Source organism: Pseudoalteromonas sp. McH1-42, from assembly GCF_022347845.1.
GTDB lineage: Bacteria > Pseudomonadota > Gammaproteobacteria > Enterobacterales > Alteromonadaceae > Pseudoalteromonas > Pseudoalteromonas rubra_D.
Window position 1 is genome coordinate 212670 of the sequence record NZ_JAKRFU010000010.1, and the last position, 24750, is coordinate 237419.

Annotated in this window: 23 protein-coding genes; 9 read left to right on the plus strand and 14 right to left on the minus strand. The window is 48.3% G+C overall.

Annotated features, from left to right (window positions below; translation table 11 throughout):
* Window positions 1-26: 26 nt before the first annotated feature.
* From rng to MHN31_RS10760, 6 genes are all read right to left on the minus strand, one after another.
* A complete protein-coding gene (gene rng / locus MHN31_RS10735; protein WP_010386650.1) occupies window positions 27-1499 on the minus strand; it encodes a ribonuclease G in 1473 nt (490 codons plus the stop codon).
* The gene (locus tag MHN31_RS10740) at window positions 1492-2070 is read right to left on the minus strand and encodes a Maf family protein (protein WP_239444261.1); all 579 of its coding nucleotides are present in this window, start codon (window positions 2068-2070) and stop codon (window positions 1492-1494) included. The genes rng and MHN31_RS10740 overlap by 8 nt, the downstream gene beginning before the upstream one ends.
* Window positions 2070-2546: a rod shape-determining protein MreD gene (gene mreD / locus MHN31_RS10745; RefSeq protein WP_125558565.1), complete on the minus strand. Its 477-nt coding sequence runs from the start codon at window positions 2544-2546 to the stop codon at window positions 2070-2072. The genes MHN31_RS10740 and mreD overlap by 1 nt, the downstream gene beginning before the upstream one ends.
* Window positions 2543-3382 (minus strand): rod shape-determining protein MreC, encoded by an 840-nt coding sequence (mreC, locus tag MHN31_RS10750; protein ID WP_010386655.1) that lies wholly within the window; start codon window positions 3380-3382, stop codon window positions 2543-2545. Before mreC ends, mreD begins: the two co-directional genes overlap by 4 nt.
* On the minus strand, window positions 3382-4425 hold the full coding sequence (locus tag MHN31_RS10755) for a rod shape-determining protein (protein ID WP_010386656.1): 1044 nt from the start codon (window positions 4423-4425) through the stop codon (window positions 3382-3384). The genes mreC and MHN31_RS10755 overlap by 1 nt, the downstream gene beginning before the upstream one ends.
* Window positions 4426-4565: 140 nt before the next feature.
* Entirely contained in the window at window positions 4566-6596 is a 2031-nt protein-coding gene (locus MHN31_RS10760; RefSeq protein ID WP_194866662.1) for a formylglycine-generating enzyme family protein, read from the minus strand.
* 211 nt (window positions 6597-6807) lie between these two features.
* Between MHN31_RS10760 and MHN31_RS10765 the strand changes: the two genes are divergently transcribed.
* Window positions 6808-7710: a pyridoxal-phosphate dependent enzyme gene (locus tag MHN31_RS10765; RefSeq protein ID WP_125558569.1), complete on the plus strand. Its 903-nt coding sequence runs from the start codon at window positions 6808-6810 to the stop codon at window positions 7708-7710.
* Between the two features lie 22 nt (window positions 7711-7732).
* On the opposite strand, the gene MHN31_RS10770 is transcribed toward MHN31_RS10765, so the two are convergent.
* Window positions 7733-9370, minus strand: a complete 1638-nt coding sequence (locus MHN31_RS10770) for an EAL domain-containing protein (RefSeq protein ID WP_125558571.1) — start codon at window positions 9368-9370, stop codon at window positions 7733-7735.
* Window positions 9371-9707: 337 nt separating this feature from the next.
* Between MHN31_RS10770 and MHN31_RS10775 the strand changes: the two genes are divergently transcribed.
* Genes MHN31_RS10775 through MHN31_RS10785 form a run of 3 tightly spaced genes read left to right on the plus strand, consistent with a single transcriptional unit; the run spans window position 9708 to window position 12050 of the window.
* On the plus strand, window positions 9708-10052 hold the full coding sequence (locus tag MHN31_RS10775) for a helix-turn-helix transcriptional regulator (RefSeq protein ID WP_239444262.1): 345 nt from the start codon (window positions 9708-9710) through the stop codon (window positions 10050-10052).
* A gap of 2 nt (window positions 10053-10054) precedes the next feature.
* Window positions 10055-10777 carry a hypothetical protein gene (locus MHN31_RS10780; protein WP_239444263.1) on the plus strand — a complete coding sequence of 241 codons (723 nt, stop codon included), beginning with the start codon at window positions 10055-10057 and terminating at the stop codon, window positions 10775-10777.
* A 34-nt stretch (window positions 10778-10811) separates the two neighbouring features.
* On the plus strand, window positions 10812-12050 hold the full coding sequence (locus MHN31_RS10785; RefSeq protein WP_239444264.1) for a serine hydrolase: 1239 nt from the start codon (window positions 10812-10814) through the stop codon (window positions 12048-12050).
* A 102-nt stretch (window positions 12051-12152) separates the two neighbouring features.
* Here MHN31_RS10785 and ssb read toward each other — a convergent pair whose 3' ends face one another.
* From ssb to MHN31_RS10800, 3 genes are all read right to left on the minus strand, one after another.
* A complete protein-coding gene (gene ssb / locus MHN31_RS10790) occupies window positions 12153-12860 on the minus strand; it encodes a single-stranded DNA-binding protein (protein ID WP_138538356.1) in 708 nt (235 codons plus the stop codon).
* 27 nt (window positions 12861-12887) lie between these two features.
* The gene (locus MHN31_RS10795; protein WP_239444265.1) at window positions 12888-14255 is read right to left on the minus strand and encodes an MFS transporter; all 1368 of its coding nucleotides are present in this window, start codon (window positions 14253-14255) and stop codon (window positions 12888-12890) included.
* Between the two features lie 97 nt (window positions 14256-14352).
* Entirely contained in the window at window positions 14353-15105 is a 753-nt protein-coding gene (locus MHN31_RS10800) for a transporter substrate-binding domain-containing protein (RefSeq protein WP_239444266.1), read from the minus strand.
* Between the two features lie 124 nt (window positions 15106-15229).
* On the opposite strand from MHN31_RS10800, the gene uvrA reads away from it, so the two are divergent.
* Together uvrA and MHN31_RS10810 are read left to right on the plus strand one after the other, a co-directional pair.
* The gene (uvrA, locus tag MHN31_RS10805) at window positions 15230-18049 is read left to right on the plus strand and encodes an excinuclease ABC subunit UvrA (protein WP_239444267.1); all 2820 of its coding nucleotides are present in this window, start codon (window positions 15230-15232) and stop codon (window positions 18047-18049) included.
* Between the two features lie 64 nt (window positions 18050-18113).
* Window positions 18114-19184 carry a hypothetical protein gene (locus MHN31_RS10810; protein ID WP_239444268.1) on the plus strand — a complete coding sequence of 357 codons (1071 nt, stop codon included), beginning with the start codon at window positions 18114-18116 and terminating at the stop codon, window positions 19182-19184.
* 21 nt (window positions 19185-19205) lie between these two features.
* On the opposite strand, the gene MHN31_RS10815 is transcribed toward MHN31_RS10810, so the two are convergent.
* Window positions 19206-19595 carry a thioesterase family protein gene (locus tag MHN31_RS10815; RefSeq protein WP_239444269.1) on the minus strand — a complete coding sequence of 130 codons (390 nt, stop codon included), beginning with the start codon at window positions 19593-19595 and terminating at the stop codon, window positions 19206-19208.
* A gap of 29 nt (window positions 19596-19624) precedes the next feature.
* Here MHN31_RS10815 and MHN31_RS10820 point away from each other — a divergent pair, with 29 nt between their 5' ends.
* Entirely contained in the window at window positions 19625-20341 is a 717-nt protein-coding gene (locus MHN31_RS10820) for a 2OG-Fe(II) oxygenase (protein ID WP_125558593.1), read from the plus strand.
* Here the strand turns inward: MHN31_RS10820 and MHN31_RS10825 are convergent.
* Window positions 20338-20811, minus strand: a complete 474-nt coding sequence (locus MHN31_RS10825) for a YacL family protein (protein ID WP_228553069.1) — start codon at window positions 20809-20811, stop codon at window positions 20338-20340. The two genes, MHN31_RS10820 and MHN31_RS10825, sit on opposite strands and share 4 nt — an antisense overlap.
* Before the next feature lie 35 nt (window positions 20812-20846).
* Between MHN31_RS10825 and MHN31_RS10830 the strand changes: the two genes are divergently transcribed.
* Complete coding sequence (locus MHN31_RS10830) at window positions 20847-21752, plus strand: AEC family transporter (RefSeq protein WP_194866667.1); 906 nt, start codon at window positions 20847-20849, stop codon at window positions 21750-21752.
* Here MHN31_RS10830 and MHN31_RS10835 read toward each other — a convergent pair.
* The gene (locus MHN31_RS10835) at window positions 21744-21968 is read right to left on the minus strand and encodes a hypothetical protein (RefSeq protein ID WP_010386680.1); all 225 of its coding nucleotides are present in this window, start codon (window positions 21966-21968) and stop codon (window positions 21744-21746) included. The genes MHN31_RS10830 and MHN31_RS10835 overlap by 9 nt on opposite strands.
* 239 nt (window positions 21969-22207) lie before the next feature.
* Here MHN31_RS10835 and MHN31_RS10840 point away from each other — a divergent pair, with 239 nt between their 5' ends.
* The gene (locus MHN31_RS10840) at window positions 22208-23521 is read left to right on the plus strand and encodes a TIGR00366 family protein (RefSeq protein ID WP_194866668.1); all 1314 of its coding nucleotides are present in this window, start codon (window positions 22208-22210) and stop codon (window positions 23519-23521) included.
* Between the two features lie 40 nt (window positions 23522-23561).
* Here the strand turns inward: MHN31_RS10840 and MHN31_RS10845 are convergent, their stop codons facing one another.
* Window positions 23562-24575 carry a site-2 protease family protein gene (locus MHN31_RS10845; RefSeq protein ID WP_239444270.1) on the minus strand — a complete coding sequence of 338 codons (1014 nt, stop codon included), beginning with the start codon at window positions 24573-24575 and terminating at the stop codon, window positions 23562-23564.
* Window positions 24576-24750: the final 175 nt, after the last annotated feature.

The following is a 24750-nucleotide window of genomic DNA, read 5'->3' on the forward strand; positions in this document are numbered from 1 at the left end:
AAACCGCCTTAACCTGCATCGTGTCACTACATCATGACGACATCAAACTGCTCCTGGCTGTACAGGCTCTCAGTCTGAATACTGACCTGCTTACCAATAAACAGTTCCAACTCGGCCAGATTATGGTATTCGTCATTGACCAGCGCTTCACTGACCGCAGGTGACGCATAAACCATGAACTTATCGGCATCATAAGCACGATTTACGCGGACAATTTCGCGTAAAATCTCGTAGCAGACGGTTTCAACTGTCTTGAGAGAACCTCGGCCAGAGCAAGCTGGGCACACATCACACAAAATATGTTCCAGACTCTCACGGGTGCGTTTACGGGTCATCTCGACCAGCCCAAGGGCAGACAAACCATTAATATTGGCCTTAGCACGGTCTTTCGCCAGGGCTGTTTCGAGTGAATGCAACACCCGGCGCTTGTGCTCATCAGAAATCATATCGATAAAGTCGATAATGATAATTCCGCCCAGATTACGTAACCTCAGTTGTCTGGCGATGGCCGATGTGGCTTCAACATTGGTATTAAAAATCGTTTCTTCCAGGTTACGGTGACCGACGAACGCGCCTGTATTCACATCCACCGTAGTCATGGCTTCAGTCTGATCAAAAATCAAATAACCGCCTGATTTCAATTCGACCTTACGATGTAATGCTTTTTGAATTTCAATTTCGACATCAAACAGGTCAAAGATTGGCCGTTCCCCGGGGTAGTATTCCAGCGTTTGTGACAACTGAGGCACAAACTCCTCAGTAAAGTCCTTTAGTTGCTGGTAGGTCAATTTGGAATCGACCCGGATACGCTCCATGTCTTCACCGACATAATCTCTGAGTGTACGAAACGCCAGAGTGAGGTCTTCATGGAGGATGCTAGCTTTACTGGTTTTCTGTCGGCGCTTGATGATCTTTTGCCACAGTTTTTTGAGGAATTCAGCATCGTGTTGTAGTTCTGCTTCTGCGGCACCTTCAGCCGCGGTACGGACAATAAAGCCACCATTTTCATCATTGTACTGAGCAACAATTTTTTTCAGACGACTGCGTTCTTCTTCAGTTTCAATACGCTGACTGACGCCCACATGAGTGGCATCCGGCATAAATACCAGATAACGCGAAGGAATGGTGATGTCTGTGGTCAGTCGGGCACCTTTAGTACCGATTGGATCTTTCACCACCTGCACCATAATAAACTGGCCTTGTTTTACCAGCTCCCGGATATCCTGAACTTTCTTGATCGGCTGATCATCGACGCCTTCTTCAATCGATGCACTGTTTACAATGTCTGAAGCATGCAAAAATGCGGCTTTCTCCAGGCCAATATCAACAAACGCAGCCTGCATACCAGGCAGAACCCGGCTAATTTTGCCCAAGTATATATTGCCAACAATCCCCAGATTACCTACCCGCTCAACCTGCACTTCTTGCAGTACACCGTTTTCAATGAGTGCAACCCGGCTTTCGCTCGGGGTCACATTGATCAATAACTCACTACTCATCTACACCCGCCATAAATGCTTTAATCAGTTCATCCGTTTCATATAAAGGTAAGCCGACAACGGCAAAATAGCTACCAGATAACTGAGTAACAAATCGTCCTCCCAGTCCCTGAATGCCATAGCCCCCCGCCTTATCTTGCGGCTCGCCACTGTGCCAGTATTGCTCAATTTCCTGATCACTCAAGGGTTTAAATGTAACATCTGTTATCACAGTCTGGCTCAGTACACGTTTTGCATCTGCCACGGCAATCGCCGTCATCACCTGATGCGTTTGTCCGGATAACGCCTGCATCATAGCAATAAAGTCGTTTTGATCTGTGGGTTTGCCCAGCGCCTGTTGCTCAAGTACTACGATTGTATCGCTACCCAGTACTGGCGCATCCTGATAACCCATCGCCACACCACTGGTGGCTTTGAGACGCGCAAGGCGTTCAACATACGTCAGTGGCGCTTCACCGGGCAATCGGCTTTCATCTGCATCTACCGCAAATTGTGAAAAGGTATAACCAAGCTGAGTCAACAATTCGCGCCTGCGTGGCGATGCTGATGCCAGATAAAGAGTTGGTGTCATTAACGGATCCTAAAATGTCTGCGATACTTTCGTAATAACAGGAAAACCCAGGGCCAGCACAGCATACCTACCAAAGCAGGCCATAAATATCTGGGATTAAAATAAATGTCTAACAGGAAGTGATTCAGCCAAAACTGCAGTAGATGATACAAGGCTAAGAACAAACCAATAAGTACCGCCTGCTGCCAAATTGAGAAGTTTCTGATCTTCTGAAAGTTACTTGTCGTAATATACAAACAGATAGAGTAGGTCAGTGAATTCACGCCCAACGGCGACCCCGTCGCCAGATCCATTATCAACCCGGTACACCACGCCCAGCCTATGTTCACGCGATGCGGCAAAGCAATGGACCAATACATCAACACCAGTAAGACCCAGTCAGGACGGAATGGTTCAATGGAAAACGGCAGCGGCATCAGTGCCATGATTAGAGCAATAAACAGACTTAGGGCGACCAGGGCGTAACTTCGGTTCATGCCTCAGGCTCCTCTTTGGCCATCTTGCCCAAAATCACGAGCAAACGAATACGATCCAGTTGTGCCACGGGCTCAGCATACACTTTAGAGAAAGGCAGACCTTCATCACGATCAATTTCTGTAACCACAGCAACGGGATACCCCTCTGGAAAGGTACCGCCTAACCCCGATGTGACCAAAATATCTCCCAGACGAATATCCAAACTATGTGGCACATGCTGTAACTGCACCAGATTGATCTTGCCTGTGCCTTCAACCACAGTACGCACGTCATTGCGCAGAATGCGTACGGGCGTCGCATGAGTCGTGTCGGTCATGAGTAAAACGCGAGATGTGGTACTACCCACTTGGGTCAGTTGCCCGACAATGCCCATTTCATCAATCACAGGCTGCCCTTCCAGCACCCCATCTATGGCACCTCGATTCACCACCACCTGATGGCTGTATCGACTCGACCGGACCGACAAAACTTCTGCAATCAGACGCTCTCTTTGCTGCCGGGAAGACGCCCCCAGTAACGCACGCAATTGCTGGTTCTCACGTAGCAAGAATTGATACTGCTGAAGCTGCTCGCTTTGTAACAGCTGCTTTTTTCGTAAGGCTTCATTTTCCTGAAACAACCGGTCACGGGTATCCAGACTTTTCGCGCCCAGTGAAAATACTTCATAGGGCACGTTCGCCACGTAGAGCAGCGGACTTACCAGCGTATTAAGACTAGTCCGAACCAAGGTACCGCCTGAGGTGTATCTATCACCAAGGATCAACAGTACGCTAAGCACAACTGCGACAGTAAGTCGCAGTTGTAAAGAAATGGTCCGTCCAAATAACAGGTTCATCAGTCGTAACTAAATACGTCACCACCGTGCATATCTATCATTTCCAGAGCTTTACCACCACCTCGGGCAACACAGGTCAAGGGATCTTCTGCAACAACTACCGGGATCCCAGTTTCTTCCATCAACAGACGATCAAGGTCTTTCAGCAACGCACCACCACCTGTCAGCACCATACCATGCGCTGAGATGTCAGAAGCCAGCTCTGGCGGAGATTGCTCCAGCGCAACCATCACGGCACTGACAATGCCCATGAGAGGCTCTTGCAGCGCTTCCAGAATTTCGTGTGAGTTTAATGTAAAAGAACGCGGTACACCTTCAGCCAGGTTACGGCCACGCACTTCAATCTCAACTGGCACCTCACTCTTAAACGCAGAACCAATTTCGTGTTTGATATGCTCTGCGGTCGCTTCACCAATCAGGCTACCAAAGTTACGACGAACATAGTTGATGATGGCTTCGTCAAATTTGTCACCGCCAATACGAACAGACGATGAGTAAACCACACCGTTCAAAGAGATAATTGCCACCTCGGTGGTACCACCACCGATATCGACAACCATAGAACCTGTTGCCTCAGACACTGGTAAACCAGCACCAATTGCTGCGGCCATCGGTTCTTCAATCAGATACACTTCTCTTGCGCCTGCCCCCATTGCAGATTCACGAATGGCGCGCTTTTCAACTTGAGTTGCACCACAAGGCACACAAATTAAAACGCGCGGGCTGGGTCGCATAAAGTTATTGTTGTGCACCTGTTTGATGAAATGCTGAAGCATTTTTTCGGTGACGTAAAAGTCAGCTATCACGCCGTCTTTCATTGGCCTGATGGCTTTAATATTGCCTGGTGTCCGTCCCAACATTTGCTTTGCCGCTGTGCCCACAGAGGCAACGCTCTTTGGTCCACCAGCACGCTCTTGACGGATCGCCACAACAGAAGGCTCGTTTAGCACGATCCCTTCTTCTTTCACATAAATCAGGGTATTGGCAGTACCTAAGTCGATCGACAGGTCGTTTGAAAATAGTCCACGTAGTTTTTTAAACATGAGGCTGGGTAACCTTTAAAGAATTCTTTTTGCAAACCATACAGTGGCTAAGGCCACTGCGTTGAAATATTTCACTCTGTGTCTGTAACACAGCTGCACAGGCATGGATAACGCCGCCTCATTGGCATAATTAAACAGCCTTAGCGTTCTCTTACTAATCTAAATCCAATGTAGTTGGCACGGAAATCCGGAGCCAGGGCCAAACGTGTAGATACACGTGCAAGGCTTGGCGCAAAGTTCCAGGCGCCGCCACGTACCGTTACGTCGTCCTGCGAAGCGCGCTTTTGCGTCCACTCCCAGACATTACCCACGGTATCATAGAGCCCATAGGCATTGGCAGAAAACTGACCGACCGGCGCAGGACTTTTGTTTGACCATTCACTGCCACACCAACCACAGTTAGCCTGATTGCGGCCTATTTCATTACCCCAGGGGTATTCCGAGGTAGTATCACCGCGCGCGGCATATTCCCATTCAACTTCATTTGGCAAACGGTATTGCATCCCCTGGTCGCCAGATAACCAGTTTGCATAAGCTTTGGCATCTTCATATGAGACACACACGACCGGAAAGTCATCCGCTTGCTCATAGCCAGGCGAACGCCAGCTAAAGTCAATTTCCCAGACAGGTTCACCATTTTTATAATGTGCACAACCTTTGCCTTTCTCAGCTTCAGTAACATACTGAGAGCTATCAATAAAACGTCGGAACTCAGCAACTGTAACTTCTTTGCTCTGCATCACATATGAATGACTGAGCACTTTTTCTACCACAGGGCGCTCATTCGCCAAGCCATTACCTGTCAAGTCGCCCATTTTGAAGCTACCAGCAGGAATGATCACGGTTTCATTGATGATCCTGTCTGGGTTCACAACTGTAACGGGTTGAGGTTGTGCTATCGCGACTTGTTGTACTGGTTGAGTTTGCTCGCTTTTTGGTGTCGGTGCAGCAATCGACTCAGGCTTTTTTACCAGCCGGGCATTTAGGGTCCGGGCTCGTCGCAAATTTAGGTTAGCCTTATAGGGTTCGTATCCCAGCTTGCGCACCTCAATGTCATGCATACCCGCTGGCAGATTCACCACAAGTTTAGTGGAGCCATAGCTGACACCGTTAATAAAGACTTCATCGTCATACACATTAGAGCGTAAGGTCAGCTCTACTTCACGATTTTTGGGTGGTTGAGGGGCGATATCCGCCGTGATATCCGGAGACGCTGGCAGTGTTGCAACACTGACCACAGGCGTACTTTTTGATAACTCATTTGAAAATGTCAGCTGTTCATCGCTGTACGTGGTCGGATAGCTGGCCTGATAACCCAGCGCCAACGGCGAACCGTATTCGCTGCAATAGCGATTATCCAGGTTGAGCAAGCTACACAGACGACTATTATTGACGTCTCCGCGCATCGTCACACTCAGATTAACACTATAATTTCCCTGACCACTGAATGCACTGCCAACCACATGGCTGCTCACTACCTGCACCTGAGCACCCGCCAGATGTCGCTTTGGTTCCACTACTCGCTGCTCGGTCAAATTTGCAAAGATTTGATCGATAAAGTGCTTGGTTGCTTTTTGCAGACCCAATTGCTGACCACGTTGTTCACATGCCGCTAAGGTTTCGGTGCGTTTACAGTTAATGGTGTGATCCACTTCAAGCGTGCCTTCACGGCTGAACTCGTTGCGTAAACGTTCAATCCGGGCGGTACTCAGTTGATCATTCAAGCCGGCAATGGTGTTCACAAGCGTATGCTTGGTAACGCGGATTTGCTCTATGTCTTTGCGATGTGATGCAATCGCCGCCAACTGCATCACTATGTCTTCTTTATTTTGTTTGTGTTCTGCAACTGCTTGCTGATATCTGCTCTGTGCCGCTGAGATATCCAATGAAGGGTCATCAATCAGACGTCGATAAATGTCGTTCATCGCATCAAGTGCCTGATTCTTTTCTTTATCCAGCTCCGCCGAACGCTGTCGCAACAGGTCAAGCTGTGCTTGTAAACGCGTTTCTTCGCTCAGATGCTTTTCGAGTACCTGAGTATAGTTATCTAATTCAGCTTGCTTTTCAGTGCGCTCAGATTCAATGGCAGTCACAGTTGCAGTATCTTGCGCCGACACACTTAAAGATAAAAGGGTCGCAGAGACAAAAAGAGATAAAGGAGCAATTTGCATAAATTCCATTCCCAACAGCGGCAGTTGTTTGGTCTTTGTTATTTTTTATAATTTAGCGCTTAATGCTATGTACTTAAGAAGCAAAACACAAGCCTAGCACAATTAATATCTGAGTTTACAACTATTAGCCACTTCCTTACCAGTGTTCTACCAAGATTTTCATGAAATAATAGCGGCTATTCGATACGAAACGACACAGACTGAACCTCAGATGGACAAGCTTGATTTTCCTGAATCGCCATTACAACTGATCCGCGCACCAGAGCTCGACGCTGCGGGTGTTTCACTGCACGTCAAACGCGATGATCTACTCCATCCAACAATTCAGGGAAACAAGTGGCGTAAGCTCAAATATAACCTCAAGGCAATGAAGCAAGCACGACAATCAGCCTTACTCACTTTTGCCGGTCCCTTCTCCAATCACCTTTATGCCACAGCCATGGCCTGTAAGCAGTTTGGGATTCAGGGAAGTGCCATTATCCGGGGCCCACAACTGGATCAGAACAACCCGACCATCCGCTTCGCCAAAGCCTGTGGCATAACGCTGCATGCCGTTTCTCGCCAGGAATATAGATTACGTAATGACCCCGATTATCTGACACAGTTGCAACACCGATTTCCAGATACTTTTATCGTTCCCGAAGGGGGCAGCAATCAATATGCCCTGCAAGGTTGTCAGGAACTGGCTCAAAGCCTGCCTGAAAGTCATTTTGTATGCTGCGCGGTCGGAAGCGGCGGCACATTAGCAGGAATGCTTGATGGGCTAAGTGACGACAGCCAGTTACTGGGGATCAGTGTGTTAAAGGGAGCTCAATACCTGGATGATGAAGTGCAGAGGCTAAACCCGCATGCAGCACAGCGCACCAACTGGCAAATACTACATGACTATCATGATGGCGGTTACGGTAAATTTTCAGCCGCGCTGTGGCAATTTTGCCTACGTATGCGCCAACAACATGCACTACCGCTGGAGCCGATTTACACAGGTAAACTGATATATGCCTTGTGGCAACTCATTGAGCAAGGGTATTTTCCGCGTGGCAGTCGCATCATTGCTATCCACAGTGGTGGGCTGCAAGGCTTAGACGGCCTGCGCTACCGTAATCTCATCTAGCTCCTTACTCACAGGGCTGATGTTACAGGCTTTGCTCCAGTTGTAACAATGGCGCGCTAAAGTAATAGCCCTGCGCGCCATCCACACCCAGTTTTGTAATGCATTCAAATTCTTCTTTGGTTTCTACACCCACAGCATATACCGGTACGCCGAGTTCTTTAGCCTGAGCGACAATTTGGCGAACAACACTGCGTCGCTTTGCAGAATGGTGCACTTCGTGAATCAGCTCAAATGCCAGTTTAAGCGCTGTTACTTGGCCAAACCGGCGCAGAGCTTCGAGCTTTAACGGCGCGTTGACATGGTCCAGGACAAACCGACACCCGGCTTCAGACACGCCCGTCAGCACCTGACAACAATACTCTTCATGCTGATAGAAGTCCTGGAGTGCCAGCTCAAAAGCAATGTCGCTTGTCCGACCAGACGTCATCACCTGCTCACGCAGCCAGTCAATGAACTCCACGTTACTCCAGTTGAGGACATGCAAGTTAACACTCACAGAAAAACCGGCAGGTTCTTTAACAAGCGCGTTAAGAGCATGGCGTAAAATGGTCTTATCCAGCAGCATCAGATGCTCTGCCCGATGAATTTTATGAATAAATTGCCCAGCGGACATCAATCCCAATGATCGGTGGCGCACCCGCAGCAGCGCTTCGCTTTGGATCACATCTTGTTGCGCAAAGCCAAATAACGGCTGAAAGAACAACATAAATCGCCCGGCTTTTATGTCATCCATAATCTCGCTTTCTGCTCGTCGTAAACTGGTGCTCAGGGTGTGATTCAACGGCATAACATGGACATGCTGCCAGACATTGCTTTGCGCAATGCTCAGTGCCGAACGTACAACCTGATATACCATCGCCTGATCAGCACCTTTTGTATAAAAGCACACGCCACACTTCACCGCACTGCGTGACAGATCAGGTCTGAATGTAAGTAAGGCCTGATACACCACTTCATGGATCCGCCTCGCCAGAGCATCAACATCTACTTTATCAACGGGCGCTAACGTCATCACCAATGCACCAGAAGATAAGTACTTACACGAACAACGCTCGTACTTTGAGAAACAGCGAGCCAGCGTCACACTAAAATGACTTTGCGGATCCAGCTCTTCTGGCAATGTTTGACGCCACTTCAACATCGCGAACACAGATACCTTTCGGCTCGCTTCTACTGCATTAGCCTGTATATCAGGAGATAACTCAGAGGTAATTGCCCGTGCTTGCGTGGCTGACAGCTCTGCGCGCGAAAGACTGCCCATCCACCTAGAGAGTAAATAGCCTGCCACCAACATCAAACAGTTCATAAACAAGACAACAGGTAAACAATCTTGCACAATGGGTGCGGGAGAGAGGTACAGTTCTGTGTCAGCAAACTGAAACTTGACGCTTTCTATGGCCCAAAGCCAGATACTCGCAGTCTGTGTTTCGGCTGCAAACCCATAATGATGCACCAGCGTAGAAAACTCACCGACCCGACTTCCACTCACGGAGGCGTCTAATTGCCCGAAGTGGCTTTGTAGCTGGCCCGCTTGCTGAACTACCTGTGCATGGGTGAATTGCCAAAGCGCGCCATTGACGAGTAACCAGACAACCACAATCACCGCGCGTACACCCCACCCGGTAAAGACTTCTTTGTCAGCTTTTAATAATCGACGCATGCTGCTACACAAGCCAGTAAACCCTGTATCAAGTTTTGTTCAAGACAGGCTAAAACTCAAGTTGCCTGGAGCAGATTCCTCCGTGGGCGAATAAACACTGCCAGGCCCGCGTTATAGCAATAGTGTCTTAATCCATAAACCTGCGTTTCAAGGCCCTACTTCTGCTAACTCGCTCTTACTCCCCCTCTCCGTGCTATCTCTTTGCTCCTAACACACCTCAGTTACACTTCAGTGACCGTGTGATCCACAATAAAACTACATTGTAGTAATAATACCTTGCAGAAAATTACTATTTTGTAGTAAAAATAAGGAAAGTAAATTTTAAGGACTTCCTGTTATGTCTGACAAAGATAAATTCTTGGGTGAATTCGAACAAATGACGATGCTTGCATTACTGCAACTTGACAATGAAGCGTATGGTGCAGCGATTAGACAACTATTGGCAGAGCAAGTGAATCGTAATGTCGCCATTGGCGCACTTTATTCAACACTAGAGCGATTAGAGCGTAAAGGTATGGTGGAATCACGGCTGGGTGAAGCCACAGCGCAGCGAGGTGGACGAGCAAAACGCTATTTCAAAGTAACAGCACAAGGCCACAGTGCACTTAAACGTGTCAGACAGGCCATGGACACTTTATGGCAAGGACTCTCTGTTCGACATTCTTTAAGCCAGGAGGGTTAGCTATGAGCCTCTACTCTGACAAAGAACCAGATGCCAAACCGCCAGTATTGGCAAATAAAGTCCTCTCTATGTTGCTTCCTAATCGACTGCTAGAAAGCGTTCTGGGTGACCTTGAAGAAGAGTTTAATATACTGGCAAAGCAGAATCTTAAACGTGCCAATCAGTGGTATTGGCAACAGACTCTTGAAACAAGCATGATTTATCTAAAAAAGAAATTAGCTTCTGTTGAAATGTTAGGGCGATTGAACTTTTACTTACCACTTATCATGTTCATTACAACTGCAGGTTTAATTGTTTTGCTATCCATATTGAGCGACCCCACTTCTATTTCTGACACGTTTTGGGATGAACTGTTACAAGGGAAAATTCATATGGCACTATTTAGTACACACTTTTGGCACAATTTTTGGGACATTTTAGCGCTGGCAGAATGGGGAATGTTTATACATTTCGAGTCTTTCATCATCTCATTCTTCAGTATCGCACTGCTCCTCCATTTATATAAAGAACAACAAGCTTCCATCATAAAACTCGCCGTAAGTGGTTATTCACTTGCTTTCATTCCTTACATATGGGCCATCATACACATCGCAAATTATCACTTTGAAGCAAACCAAATAGGACCCATTGTTGCGACAGGTGTGCTTTGCCTTTTATATCTGCTGCCCCCAGTAAGCTACATTATCCATCGCAAACTAAAGCAGTTACAAGCAGAACATCTTTAATTTAATCAATGAAATAGAACTATAGGGAGAAGTTATGGCTCGCGTGAAATACACACTACTACTGCCTTTGATTGTCTGTAGCTTTGCAAGCATAAGTAATGAAGTACATTTAGAGTTAATAAATAAAATGGCACCCACAGCCAGCGCTGAGGAAGCAATCATACAACACTGGAGACAACCTGACATAAATCGTGAGTTTTGGGATATCTCGGTACTGCCACAGGCGTTCATTGATGTTAAGCCTGCCCCCAGAAACGATGGCTTAGCCGTTGGTGAGCTGGGCATTGATGGCGGTAAAAAAGCCACTATTCTTGCACTGGCTGATGAGCTTGCCAAAGGACAACACGGTAATTTTGACAGCCTCTTAATTCACCACAAAGGCAAGCTGGTATTTGAGTCGTATTACCTCAGAGGGCGCGTAGATTTATCTCACCCCCAATCATCCGTTACTAAAGCTTACACAGGCATGTTGCTTGGTCGTGCCATGCAACTGGGTTACCTCAGCATGGAAGATTTGGACAAACCCGTGGCTGGCTTTCTGAACAAGTTGGACGCTGCAAAATTTGTTGATGGTGCAAGTCATATTACATTACATCAGGCTTTAACAATGACAACAGGTCTTAGGATCAGCGATGCAACCCGTAAGTCTTTGCTGGAACGTCCTGAATTAGTCCCAGGTCAGAAGGAAATTCAATTTCTTTTCGAACACAGCGCACCCATAACGCCCGAGTCAAAAGGCTTTTATTACGATATTGGTCCTCAACTGATTATGCAGGTACTTGCGGCTGTAGTCCCCGGCAATATTGAAACATTCATTAAGACAGAATTATTGGGGCAATTAAACATCACAAATTTTGCCTGGAAAACTGCACCGAGCGGCTTACCTGAGTCAATATGGCGGTCGAGCTTAACATCAAGAGACATGATAAAAATGGGCATACTCGCCGCAAATAAGGGCAAATGGAAAGGCAAGCAAATAATTAATCGTGATTTTATGACCAGATCCACCAGTAAACTTATCACCACGGGAGATGATGAAATTTTCGGAGATGGCAAAGACGTCTCTAACCAGGGTTATGGCTATTATTGGTGGAGTTCAGACCTTCAATACAAAGATAAAAAATATTCGAGTGTTTCTGCACAAGGCGGGGGTGGCATATACATCATTTTAATAGAAGAATTAGACCTAATTATTGCCATAACGGCGCATCATGTGGACCATGCCACACAACAAATTGTCGCTGAGCAGATTTTGCCAGCCTTTATCGATTAGCGTCACAGATAACAGATCATTCATTTTCCAATAAACTAAAAAAAGCCGCTTACTAGCGGCTTTTTTTTGATTGTTTTTCAACACTGATATTTCAGTCTTTGATTAGAATGGAATATCGTCATCAAAGTCAATGGGCGGTTCCATTGGGTTGCTGGCACTGCCACTTGCATTACTGCTGGCATTGCCACCTGCGTTACCACCTGCATTGCCTTGCTGAGGAGCAAACCCACCTTGGGCAGGCGCATTATGCTGCGGTTGCTGCCCCATTGACTGGCCTCCGCCAAAACCACCGCCTTGCTGTTGGTTATGCTGAGGCTGTTGAGACTGCTGAGGCGCGAATCCACCTTGTTGCTGTTGTCCGTACTGAGACTGACCGCCCTGATTCGCATTATTGCCATAGTTGGACTGACCATAGTTTTGGCCGCCCTGTTGACCACCCTGGTACTGACCGCCACCTTGTTCACCGCGGCCGCCCAGCATTTGCATCTGGCCACCCATATCAACAACGATCTCTGTGGTGTAACGTTCCTGACCACCTTGATCTGTCCACTTACGCGTCTGTAAGCGACCTTCAATATAGACTTGTGAACCTTTACGCAGGTACTCGCCTGCTACCTCTGCCAGCTTACCGAATAGCACAACACGATGCCATTCAGTGCGCTCTTGCATCTGACCTGTGTTTTTGTCTTTCCAACTATCGGTCGTTGCAATACTGATGTTCGCTACGCCGTTTCCGTTAGGCATATAACGTACTTCAGGATCTTGGCCTAAATTACCAACCAAAATAACTTTGTTTACACCGCGTGCCATGGCACCCTCTCCTCACACTATTGCAAGCTAGCGCAAGCCCAGGGCTTGCTTTGCTTGGTTTAAATCAAATTCTTTATCGTTTACTTTCAAGTAAGTACGATTTTCTTCACTGACAACGGTCGCTTCGATGACCCCGGGTAATGCGACCAGCTGATCCGCCAACGCATCGGCTTTTTCAGGCTCATCAACCTCAGTAACAAAACTAAGTGTTTTACTTCGCACCGGGATTTGCATACGCCACGCAATAAATAGCCATATTACCCCAATTGCCGCAGCCGCAGCAAACACAGTTTGAGGATTAAAATGCTGGGCCAGGTAGCCGCCTATCACACCACCCGCAAATGCGCCAAAAAACTGCGAGGAGGAAAAGACCCCCATCGCCGAGCCTTTTTGAGTGGCAGGTGCAATGCGCGATACCAACGCAGGCATCGTTGCTTCCAGAAAGTTAAAAGCAATAAAATATACTGTCATTGCTACTGCAATGCCGATCAACGAGTTTGCCGCCGGGATCAACGCCAGCGTGCTCACCACGAGCAGCGCAATCGACGCTAAAAATACCTGCTTCTCTTTTTGTTTGCGGATCGCCACTATCATCAGCGGGGCCATCAAAACAAACGCAAGTAATAAAACCGGAATATACAATTGCCAGTGATCTTGCGCGACTAAGCCGTCGGCAATCAGCTGGCCCGGAAGCGCAACAAACAAGGTGGTCAATGTTAAGTGTAGCAGCAACACTCCAAGGTCCAGTCTGACCAGCTGTGGATGGCGCACCAGTTTACGAATATCCGCCATGCTGGCGACGGTATCTCCTTTTGGCGCGCGATTTACAGCTCCAGGCACAATAAACAACACGATCCCGATCCCCAATAATGCCAACGCGGCGGTCAGCCAGAAGATCCCCGCAATGCCAAACGCCGCGGCAACCATTGGGCCTAAAAGCATTGCCACAGCAAAGCTCATGCCGATACACATGCCAATCACAGCCATGACTTTTGGCCTTTGCTCATCGCGACTCAGATCAGACGCCAAGGCCAGCAAGGCACTTGCAATGGCACCCATCCCCTGAAGAGCACGGCCTGCCGTTACCCAGTAAATTGACTCAGCCAGTGCCGCTATCACAGATCCGATGGCAAACATAATTAAACCGGCAACAATAATAGGCTTACGACCAAACTTATCGGACAGCCAGCCCATAGGTATTTGCAGCAACGCCTGCGTCAGCCCGTAAGCACCAATTGCCAGACCAATCCACAATGGCGACACATCAGTGAGCGACTGACCGTAGATAGCCAACACAGGCATCAACATAAACAGCCCCAGCATCCTAAAGGCAAAGACACTTGCCAGTGAAATGGCTGCACGTTTTTCAAGAGAGTTAAGTGATTGTTTCGACATGACACTTATTTGGCTAAGACAAAAACAGGCGCTAGTCTAGCAAAAAAGTAACCAAGTGTTGACGACCAGATCAGATTTTAGTGAGAAAAGCCGACGTTTAGTCTAATCCATATTTTGCCAGGATCCGCGTTAATCGACCTGAATGTTGTAATCGTTCAAATGCGCTTACAAGCTGCCGTAAGTCCTGAGCCGAGACCGACTGCCTACTCAGCGCATAGTAGACTGGCTCGCGGTTTACCACCAGCGAACTCATTGTGATATGAGCAAAGTCAGGATTATGTTGCGACTGATACAGCACGTTGAATTTTTCTTCCAAAAAGCCTGCGATCCTGCCATGTTTAAGTAAGCTGAGTTTGCGTTGATTATCGGCCACATAAATAAAGCGTTGCGACTCGGCTTTTGTCTGCTCTCGCAACAGTAACTCGTTAAATACATGACCATAAAACGCCCCCTTCTGAATGGCTACGGGCACCGGGAGCTTAAACAGATCAGACAGCGTTTGCACTGGATAAGGGCGCAACTGATTCATTGCAAACACTATGGTTTCCATTCTTTGCGGACCAATAAAGTAGGCAAACTGCTCCCGCTCTGGTGTACGACTGACACTGAGCACCATATCAAGCTCGCCCTCAGCCAGCATTTTCAGCGCCCGACCCCAGGGCACATTAATAAACTGATAACCGCAGCCAGCCTCATCAAGCAGTGCCTTGGCAAAATCCACATCCAGACCATGCCACTTCAACTTAGTGTCTAAACGCGATTGTGCTGCGTAATTTTCAAACCGGACAATCAGCTCACACCCAACCACGAACGGCGTAAACAGCACCCAGATTAGAGCGAACCAGTACAAATGTGATCCCCGGTTTCAAGGTTTATCGTAAGTTTAGCCAAGATAGCTTAATTTTACAGGCTGGATAGGGTACTCTTGGACTCTGAGAAAAACACTGTAAGTTTGTACAGCAAATAAGGCCACCATGGATAAAATAGAAGTTAGAGGTGCACGCACGCACAACCTCAAAGACATCTCTCTTACAATACCGCGCGACAAGCTCATCGTGATCACAGGCCTGTCGGGGTCTGGCAAATCATCATTGGCATTCGATACCTTGTATGCTGAAGGGCAACGCCGTTATGTCGAATCCCTGTCTGCTTACGCCAGACAGTTCTTGTCACTGATGGAAAAGCCCGATGTCGATCACATCGAAGGACTTTCGCCGGCCATTTCTATTGAGCAGAAGTCTACTTCTCACAATCCTCGTTCAACAGTAGGTACCATCACCGAAATTTACGATTACCTGCGCTTGTTGTTCGCACGTGTTGGTGAACCTCGCTGCCCAACTCATGATTTGCCACTGAAAGCGCAGACCATCAGTCAAATGGTCGATACCGTACTGGGTCACCCTGAAGGCAGCAAATTAATGCTGCTGGCCCCGGTGGTCAAAAATCGTAAAGGGGAGCATGTTAAACTCCTTGAACAACTTGCCAGCCAGGGCTTTATTCGTGCCCGCATTGATGGTGAAGTATGCGACTTATCCGATCCGCCGACCCTGGAACTACACAAAAAGCACACCATCGAGGTGGTCGTTGACCGCTTTAAGGTCAAAGAGGGATTGGAGCAAAGGTTGGCCGAATCCTTTGAAACGGCGCTGGAGCTGGCGGATGGCATTGCCGTGGTGGCTGCCATGGACGACAGCCTGGATGAAGAATTGGTGTTTTCCGCTAACTTTGCCTGCCCGACGTGTGGCTATGCCATGACCGAGCTGGAGCCTCGTTTGTTCTCGTTCAATAACCCTGCCGGAGCTTGTCAAAGCTGTGACGGACTGGGTGTCAGACAGTTCTTTGACCCCAGCCGGGTAGTACAAAACCCCGAGCTGAGTCTGTCCGGTGGCGCCATTAAAGGCTGGGATAAACGCAGCTTTTACTATTATCAGATGCTTAGTTCAGTGGCTGAACACTACGACTTCGACCTCGAAACACCGTTTCAGAACTTATCAAGCGACGCACAAAAGGTGGTGCTGGAAGGCTCGGGGCGAACCAAGATAGCCTTCAACTATCGCAATGACCGCGGAGACTTAATCACCCGAAACCATGAGTTTGAAGGCGTATTAAACAATATGAACCGCCGTTACCGAGAAACGGAATCGGCCTCAGTCCGCGAAGAGCTGGCTAAATACCAAACCAGTCAAGCCTGCCCTAAATGTAATGGCTCCCGATTGAGAGAAGAAGCTCGTCACGTCTTTATTGGTGCCACCAATCTACCGACGGTCACGACCATGAGTATTGGGGAAGCCTGTGACTTTTTTGATGCACTGACCCTCAGCGGTCAAAAGGCCAAGATCGCAGAAAAGGTACTCAAAGAGATCCGTGACCGTTTGTCCTTTTTGATCAATGTCGGTCTGAACTACCTATCACTGGAACGTAGTGCCGATACGCTCTCAGGTGGTGAAGCCCAAAGGATCCGACTAGCAAGCCAGATAGGTGCGGGCCTGGTGGGCGTCATGTACGTACTTGACGAACCGTCGATCGGGCTACACCAAAGAGACAATGATCGATTACTGAGCACCCTCACCCACCTGCGTGATCTGGGCAATACCGTTATCGTGGTTGAACATGATGAAGATGCTATTCGTGCAGCCGACCACATTATAGATATCGGCCCTGGTGCCGGTGTGCACGGTGGTTATGTGGTCGCAGAAGGCAGCCGCGAAGACATCATGGCAAACCCAAAATCACTGACTGGCCAATATCTCAGTGGGCAGCAAGCCATAGCCGTACCTGCTGAGCGTCATCAAACTGGTGAGCAATGGCTGGCACTGAATGGCGCCAGTGGAAACAACCTTAAAAACGTGAATCTCAAGATCCCATTTGGCTTGATGACCTGCGTCACCGGCGTGTCTGGTTCTGGCAAGTCAACTCTGATCAACGACACCCTATTCAAACTGGCACACAGAGAACTTAACGGAGCAACGGTTGCTGAGCCTTCACCTTACCAGTCCATCGAAGGCCTGGAGCATTTTGACAAGGTGATCGACATAGATCAAAGTCCAATCGGACGCACACCACGCTCAAACCCGGCCACCTATACCGGGATCTTTACAGCGATCCGGGAGTTATTCGCAGGTACCCAGGAAGCGCGCTCGCGGGGTTACAAGGTTGGCCGCTTTAGTTTCAATGTGAAAGGCGGTCGCTGTGAAGCCTGTCAGGGCGACGGTGTGATCAAAGTCGAAATGCACTTTTTACCCGATGTCTATGTGCCCTGTGATGTCTGTACAGGCAAACGCTACAACCGGGAAACTTTAGAAGTCCTGTATAAAGGCAAGAACATCCATGAAGTGCTGGAAATGACAGTAGAAGATGCCCGTGAGTTCTTTGATAAGATCCCAGCCATCAAACGCAAATTACAAACATTGATGGATGTGGGGCTGTCCTACATTCGACTCGGCCAGGCAGCAACAACGTTGTCTGGTGGTGAAGCGCAACGAGTCAAACTTGCCCGTGAATTATCTAAACGAGACACTGGTAAAACCCTGTATATCCTTGATGAGCCAACCACAGGTCTGCATTTCCATGATATTCAGCAGCTGCTGGTTGTACTGCACCGATTACGTGACCATGGTAATACCGTAGTGGTGATAGAACACAACCTGGATGTCATTAAAACTGCCGACTGGATAGTCGACCTTGGCCCGGAAGGCGGTGCTGGCGGTGGTCAGATCCTAGTTGCTGGCACCCCGGAAGAGGTTGCTGAGTGTACAGCTTCTCACACTGGTCGATACCTCAAGCCTATGCTATAACGGAGCGAGCAAGGGGAGCCATGCTCCCCACTCACTTTCACGGTCAGGGAATGGAATAATAACAATGAAACTGGCACTTCCCAGCGCAATACAACCTGTTGTAGGCCCTTTTTCAACACTGCAAAAAAAATGGCTGGTATTCTGGCACACCCTGAATGTGGCACAACGCTGCTACTTTTCAGCAACCATGCTGTGTTTGCTTGCCATCTTCAATGAACTGCCTGAAGACAGCTCGCTTTATCTGGGGGCATCGGTCCTCGCACTGATAGCCATGACCAGAGAATTCTGGCCGAGGTTTATCCACCTTTGGGAAAGCCTGCCAGGCAAAGCCGTGATTTTGCTGTTTTACGCGTTTATTGCCAACTATGCGCTTGCCCAGGCAGCGGGAATGGTAAATGACATCACGGGTGTGAATGCAGATCACCTGCCCTACTCGCACAACTTTAGCATGCTGTTATCTGTTCCGACCTGGTTTGTGACCACCAGCATTTTACTGTTGATCCTGCTGCAACTTATTCAGCCAGTTTATTTATTCGTACTGATGTTGCTGCGCCCGTTTGGGCTCCATAAATGGTGGCATAGTCCAGACTACCAGTACCCTGTTACCACCGGACTCGTGCGCTTTTTCTTTGGGTTATTTTTGCTCTACCAAATGGCGGTGTTTATTTCCTCAACGGGCATGTCCCGAGGTGTCAATAGCTTTTTACGCCATATCGTAGAAGGCTTTACCGGTCAGTCGATCCAACTCAATATTGCGATGCAAGATGACGCCGACAATACGCTTACACACACCACAATCGACGCCATAGCAGGCTCAGCAGTCAATGACACAGAGCAAGCGAAGCTGGCAGAACAACAGGCGGAGCTAAACGAACTCAAAGTCCAGTTATCAGCATTTGAAAAGAATGCTGATAAGTATGAACGCCATCTGCAAAACGCGCTGACTTACTTTATCTACGAGTATGAATCGGACAGCCGTTCCCGGTGTGAAATTGCACCAGGCACGCGGATCATCGAGTTAAACGACTACGAACTGCTGGAAATTACTAAAATTGAGGGCGATCCTGCCCGCTATGAATTTGTTGTTAAACCCTGCATCTCAGCGGCCATCGGCCATCAGTTCCGAAACCGCTAAGTGAATATCCGGCCAGGCGCGCTATAACGCATACTTGCTTAGCGCAGCCTGCTCTTCTTCACTGAGTGACTGAGATGCTTTACCCGCAAAGTCATAACGCACCATCACAGTGCGCCCTTCGGCACAGCATTCGTCATGCTGCCAGGCCTGCTGTAAGATCACGAAGGAGCTGTTACCAACCTTTTCAATCGCCGTTTTGATTTCGACAGGCTGGCCGTAAAACAGCTCACCTTTAAAGGTTACTTCTACCTTGGCAACAATTAGCTTCCATTGATGTGGATTAAGATCCGGTGTAAAAATTTTGAAAATAGGCATGCGCGCCGCTTCAAACCATACCGGGAGTACGGTATTGTTGATGTGTCCGAGGACATCCGTTTCACTGAAACGCGGCATAATAGTTTCTGACAACATAATAATTCTAACCAATTTTGGATATCAACATGACTGATTTTATTCGCATTTATGAGAATGCACTGAGTCCTGAGTTTTGCCAGCAGTTTATTCAGACCTTTGATAACAGCCCTCATCTGGCACAGGGGACCACCTCAGGAGGCGTCGACCTCAGTAAGAAAATCAGTCAGGATCTGTATTTAAATCAATACCCGGATTATGCTCAGCAATTAACACATATTCAACAAACCACGTCGAAATACCTGTTCGATTATATTGAAGAGCACTTTTTCATGATGATTGGGGCGTTCGGGCTTAGCGTTTATCATCCAAAAACTGGCCAGCCTGTTAATTTAACCGTTGATAACTTTGAGGAAGTGGGTAAACCTCAGCTCCCCATATTAACTCAACAATTATTTCGTTTAGGGTCTATCCAGGCACAGCGCTATCCGACGAATAAAGGCGGTTACCCTTACTGGCACAGTGAAGTTTATCCTCAATTACAGCACAACGAAGCACTCCACCGGGTATTGTTATTTATGTTTTATCTCAATGACGTAGAAGAAGGCGGAGAAACTGAGTTTCATTATCAGGACAAATGCATCAAGCCAAAACAGGGCTCAATGGTGATTGCGCCAGCCTACTTCACACATACACACCGAGGCAACATGCCGCGTTCCAATGACAAATATATTCTCACATCCTGGGTCTTATTTAATCGGGCGGAGCAACTATACGGTGCACCACCCCAGCAAGCCACGAGCTAACGGCGGCGACGAATAAAATCCTGCCAGTCCAGTAACAAGGCTTCGAAATCTTCGAAGCCACACCCTGCGCTCAAGCCATGCTCTTCCATAGCGAGCGCATCATCACTGAACGCAGATAAAGCATCGGTTTGATCGTGATATAAGTCATGGGCTTCAAACAGCGCTTCCTGATGGGAAACTATCAGGCGTACCTCACGTCCTTCCAGACAAAACTCATCCCGGGTTGTTTTGATTTCTTTCAGGCGAGCCAGCAAAGCTGGCAATGCGTCGTGCGCAAGTTCATCATTTAACCAACGTCCTACCAGCTCATGTTCCGCTGACATTTTGACACGAAATCCGGCTATCGGATCGCGAATAAACTGATACTCCATAGTCACTTCAAGGTTATTTAATACAACTCTGTTAGTATACCTGAACCACACGACGCTGCATTGTTTAGAACCGATAAACCCGTATAATACTGCCTGCATTGCCAATAACGCCCTTCACAACCAACGAGTAAGCCGTGACTTTCATTGATATCCTGTTTCCATTGATTTTCGTCGTCACCTGTGGGTTTGTGGCGGCGCGGATCCGATTTATCTCGGCCGCACAATTGGATGGGATCCGCGCCTATATTTTTAATCTCGCCATCCCTATGCTGCTTTTTTTAAGTATGTATCGCGCTGACCTGTCACAGGTTGCCTCTGTATCGTTACTGCTGGCATTTTATCTGCCCGTCATTGCGCTTTACTGCCTGGTGCTACTCGTGATGCGGCGACGCTTTAAACTCGCAACCGAAGAAGCCGCATTAAGCGCACTAAACGGTACCTACTCGAATACAGTGGTGGTTGGTCTGCCTGTCATTCTGGCAGCACTGGGTGAACAGGCAGCGGCCATGGTATTTATGATCATCCCACTGCACAGTGCGGTGTTATTTTCTCTTACTTTCATTTTGGCCGGAAAAGGGAAAGGTGGTATTGACTGGCTCAAGCCACTGTTTTTGAACCCCGTTGTACTGAGTATCAGTCTCGGACTGCTCGCCAATTTGCTGCCAGTGACTATCCCGGCTTTGCTCTTGTCAGGAATGGACTGGTTTGCCCAACCAGCCATTGCAGGTGCACTGTTTGTGCTGGGTGCCAGTCTGGTTCAGTACGGGTTTCGCACCGTGTGGTATCCGGCACTTATGATCAGCATCATCAAACTGCTGATACTGCCTCTGTGCGTTTATCTGACAGCAACACTACTGGCACTAGAGCCATTACAACGCCAGGTCGTCACGCTCATGAGTGCCGCGCCACTGGGTGTCAACGCCTACCTGGTTGCCCGCCAGCTATCCGTTCAACAAGCAAACAGTGCTGGCGGCGTTGTGCTATCTACCCTGCTAAGTGTGATCTCACTCAGCCTGTGGCTGGCTGTTTTATCAATCTGATGAGCGATACTTGGCCGCATCAATGATCGACCACAAGTGAAAAATGGCGGCCACTACCGCAGGCACTACTAACCACCATAGTGCATATCCACCAACACAGACGACTGCGAAGATAAGCGCTGCAAGTAAACGTCCCTGCACTAATTGTCCTAAGCCTGGAAAAAAGACATTACATATTGCGGCAATTACATTGCCTCCTGAACCCTGTCCTGCCATAAAGACCTCTCTTTTTTAGTTTTAACTGCGCATTTGTATGATGACGCGCAGACAATTCAATCGTATGATTTAACTGTTACATGTTTTGTGCCAAAATTATAAACACTTAAAAATCAATAAAATAAAAAAATAACGCGACGTTCACAGCTATTAGCATAGCTTAATTGACTAACTTTTAGTGAATTAAGTCACTTTTTACATGAACGCTGTTTGTTGCGCACACTCAATGGGAATCTGTCATGCTAAACCATATCACACAACCACTCAGCCGACTGGTTGAACGATATTTACCCGACCCCTATATTTTCGTTTGCCTGTTGACCCTGCTGGTGCTCGCCCTTGCCAGCGTGTTTACACCCACGACCCCACTGGAGGCCATCACCATCTGGGGACAAGGGTTTTGGAACCTGCTTCAATTTGCCATGCAGATGCTGCTCATTTTAGTGTGCGGATACATGTTAGCCAGTACACAACCCTGTATCATAGCGCTGAACAAACTGGCCACGTTCGCTCGCTCGCCTGCACAGGCTATTATGCTGGTCACCTTAGTTGCAATGCTGGCAAGCTGGTTAAACTGGGGTTTTGGCCTGGTGGTAGGTGCTTTATTTGCTAAAGCCCTAGCTCGCCAGATTGCTGTGGATTATCGCTTATTGGTGGCCAGTGCCTACTCCGGATTTATCGTCTGGCATGGTGGATTAGCAGGCTCCGTGCCACTGACCATTGCCACACCCGGCCATTTTGCCGAAGCTCAGATAGGGGTTTTGGGCACCAGCCAAACGCTGTTCGCCCCATTCAACCTGCTAATCCTGGGTGTGTTATTGGTGATCATGCCCCTGCTTAATCGCTTTATGCTCCCGCCGACTCAGTCTCAGGTCGTGGTCGACCCCAGCAAACTGGCTCAACCGGAACCACCCAGCCCACCCGCCTCAATGACTCCGGCAGAGCGCATTGAACACAGCACTTTAATCGGAACGACTATAGGCCTGCTCGGGTGTGGCTACTTGTTTTATTATTTTTTGGCCGCCGGTGGTACGCTCAACCTCAATAGTGTCATTGCATTATTCCTGTTTCTGGCCATCTTGTTACATCGCACACCTGCGAACCTGCTAAACAGCTTACAAGAGGCGATTAGGGGAGGTGCGGGTATTGTGATCCAGTTTCCTTTCTATGCAGGGATCATGGCTGTGATGGTCAAAACCGGGCTCGCACAGCAGATCTCGGGTGGCTTTGTAGAGATCAGTACCAGCACAACACTGCCCTTATGGAGCTTTCTCAGTGCCGGACTGGTGAACATTTTTGTTCCTTCAGGAGGTGGGCAATGGGCTGTGCAGGCGCCCATTGTGATCCCCGCTGCACAAGCGCTTGGGACCGACATTGCTCGTGTTGCTATGGCGGTTGCCTGGGGCGATGCCTGGACCAACCTTATTCAACCCTTCTGGGCTCTGCCGGTACTGGCCATCGCCGGCTTGAAAGCCAAAGATATTATGGGATTTTGTTTGATTCAATTGTTAGTCAGTGGCGTGGTGATCGCTCTTTTACTGACCCTGGCCTAGCCCGTAATGCTTGCCGGTCAGCAACCTGACCGGTTAAAGATTAATTGGATAGTACTTTAATGGGCAGACTCAGCAATACACTATCCGCCTCAGCAAAGTGCCACATCACGCCAATTAAGCCGACGCAGACAACAACATATAGCGCCGTTGAGACGATCTGACCATAGCGATCTAGCGGGATGAGATGAGCCTGATGACGGCCCCGCCACTCCAGCAAAATATCGATTGTGCCTATCACCAGGAAGAATACCAGCAGCATCAAACCAAAGGTATAACTGATCACCGCACCCAGCAAAATCCCAGCCAGACAGATCAGCAGACCAACCCAGGAACGCATAGAAAAGCTGATACTTTTCAGTACATGCCCCCCATCGAGCGGCAAAATGGGCAACATATTAAAGAGATTAAGCAATGCACTCAGCACAGCCACACCAGCGAATATCTCCAGCTCAGTCACATAATACAGAACCACCGCTAGCAGCGAGGCAAGTAAACCAAAAGCGGGCCCCATCAAGGAAATAATGACATTTTGCCAACGGGTAGTTAGTTTATCTTCACTTACAGCCAAACCTCCTACAAATGGGATAAGGTAAATCCCTTTGGTTTTCAATCCAAAGTAGCGCATTGCCCGAATATGGCCGTACTCGTGGATCACCAAACACGCTAACAACATCACCGCAAACTGCCAAGAAAACAGCCAGGCATACCCGGCCAAAGAGGCCCCTGCCAGTGCCGCTTTAACCACATTGGCACTCTTTAGCAGCTTAAACCCCAAAGCCGCCAACCCAAGCCAGCTTCCTTTATTGTCATTATGTTGGATTGGCACCTCGAGCCACTGCCAGGGTTCGTCGTTGACTGCCACCGCCAGCAACCCCTCGGCTAGTCGGCTGCGATCCAGTTGAAGTTTGTGTCCGGCAACATTGACCTGGACCAATTGTGCGTCGATGGGTTCATGTGCCAGTCGTTGCTGATCCTGGTATACCTGCAGGATCTCCTGGCGATTCACTAGTACAGACATCTGATAGCCTGCTAAGGGAAACTCAATGCGGGTCATGTTGACTCGTCGTTAAAACATAAAGTGTGCCCATTATACGCACTTTTTATCGACAAGTACCTAGCCCTGTGAACATACGCAGGCCTCCAACACCGCAATTATTTTTTCCAAGCCACACCTCTGTCATGTGCGTTCTATACCCCATGTACTAAACTGACAATTAGGTTCCAAACTA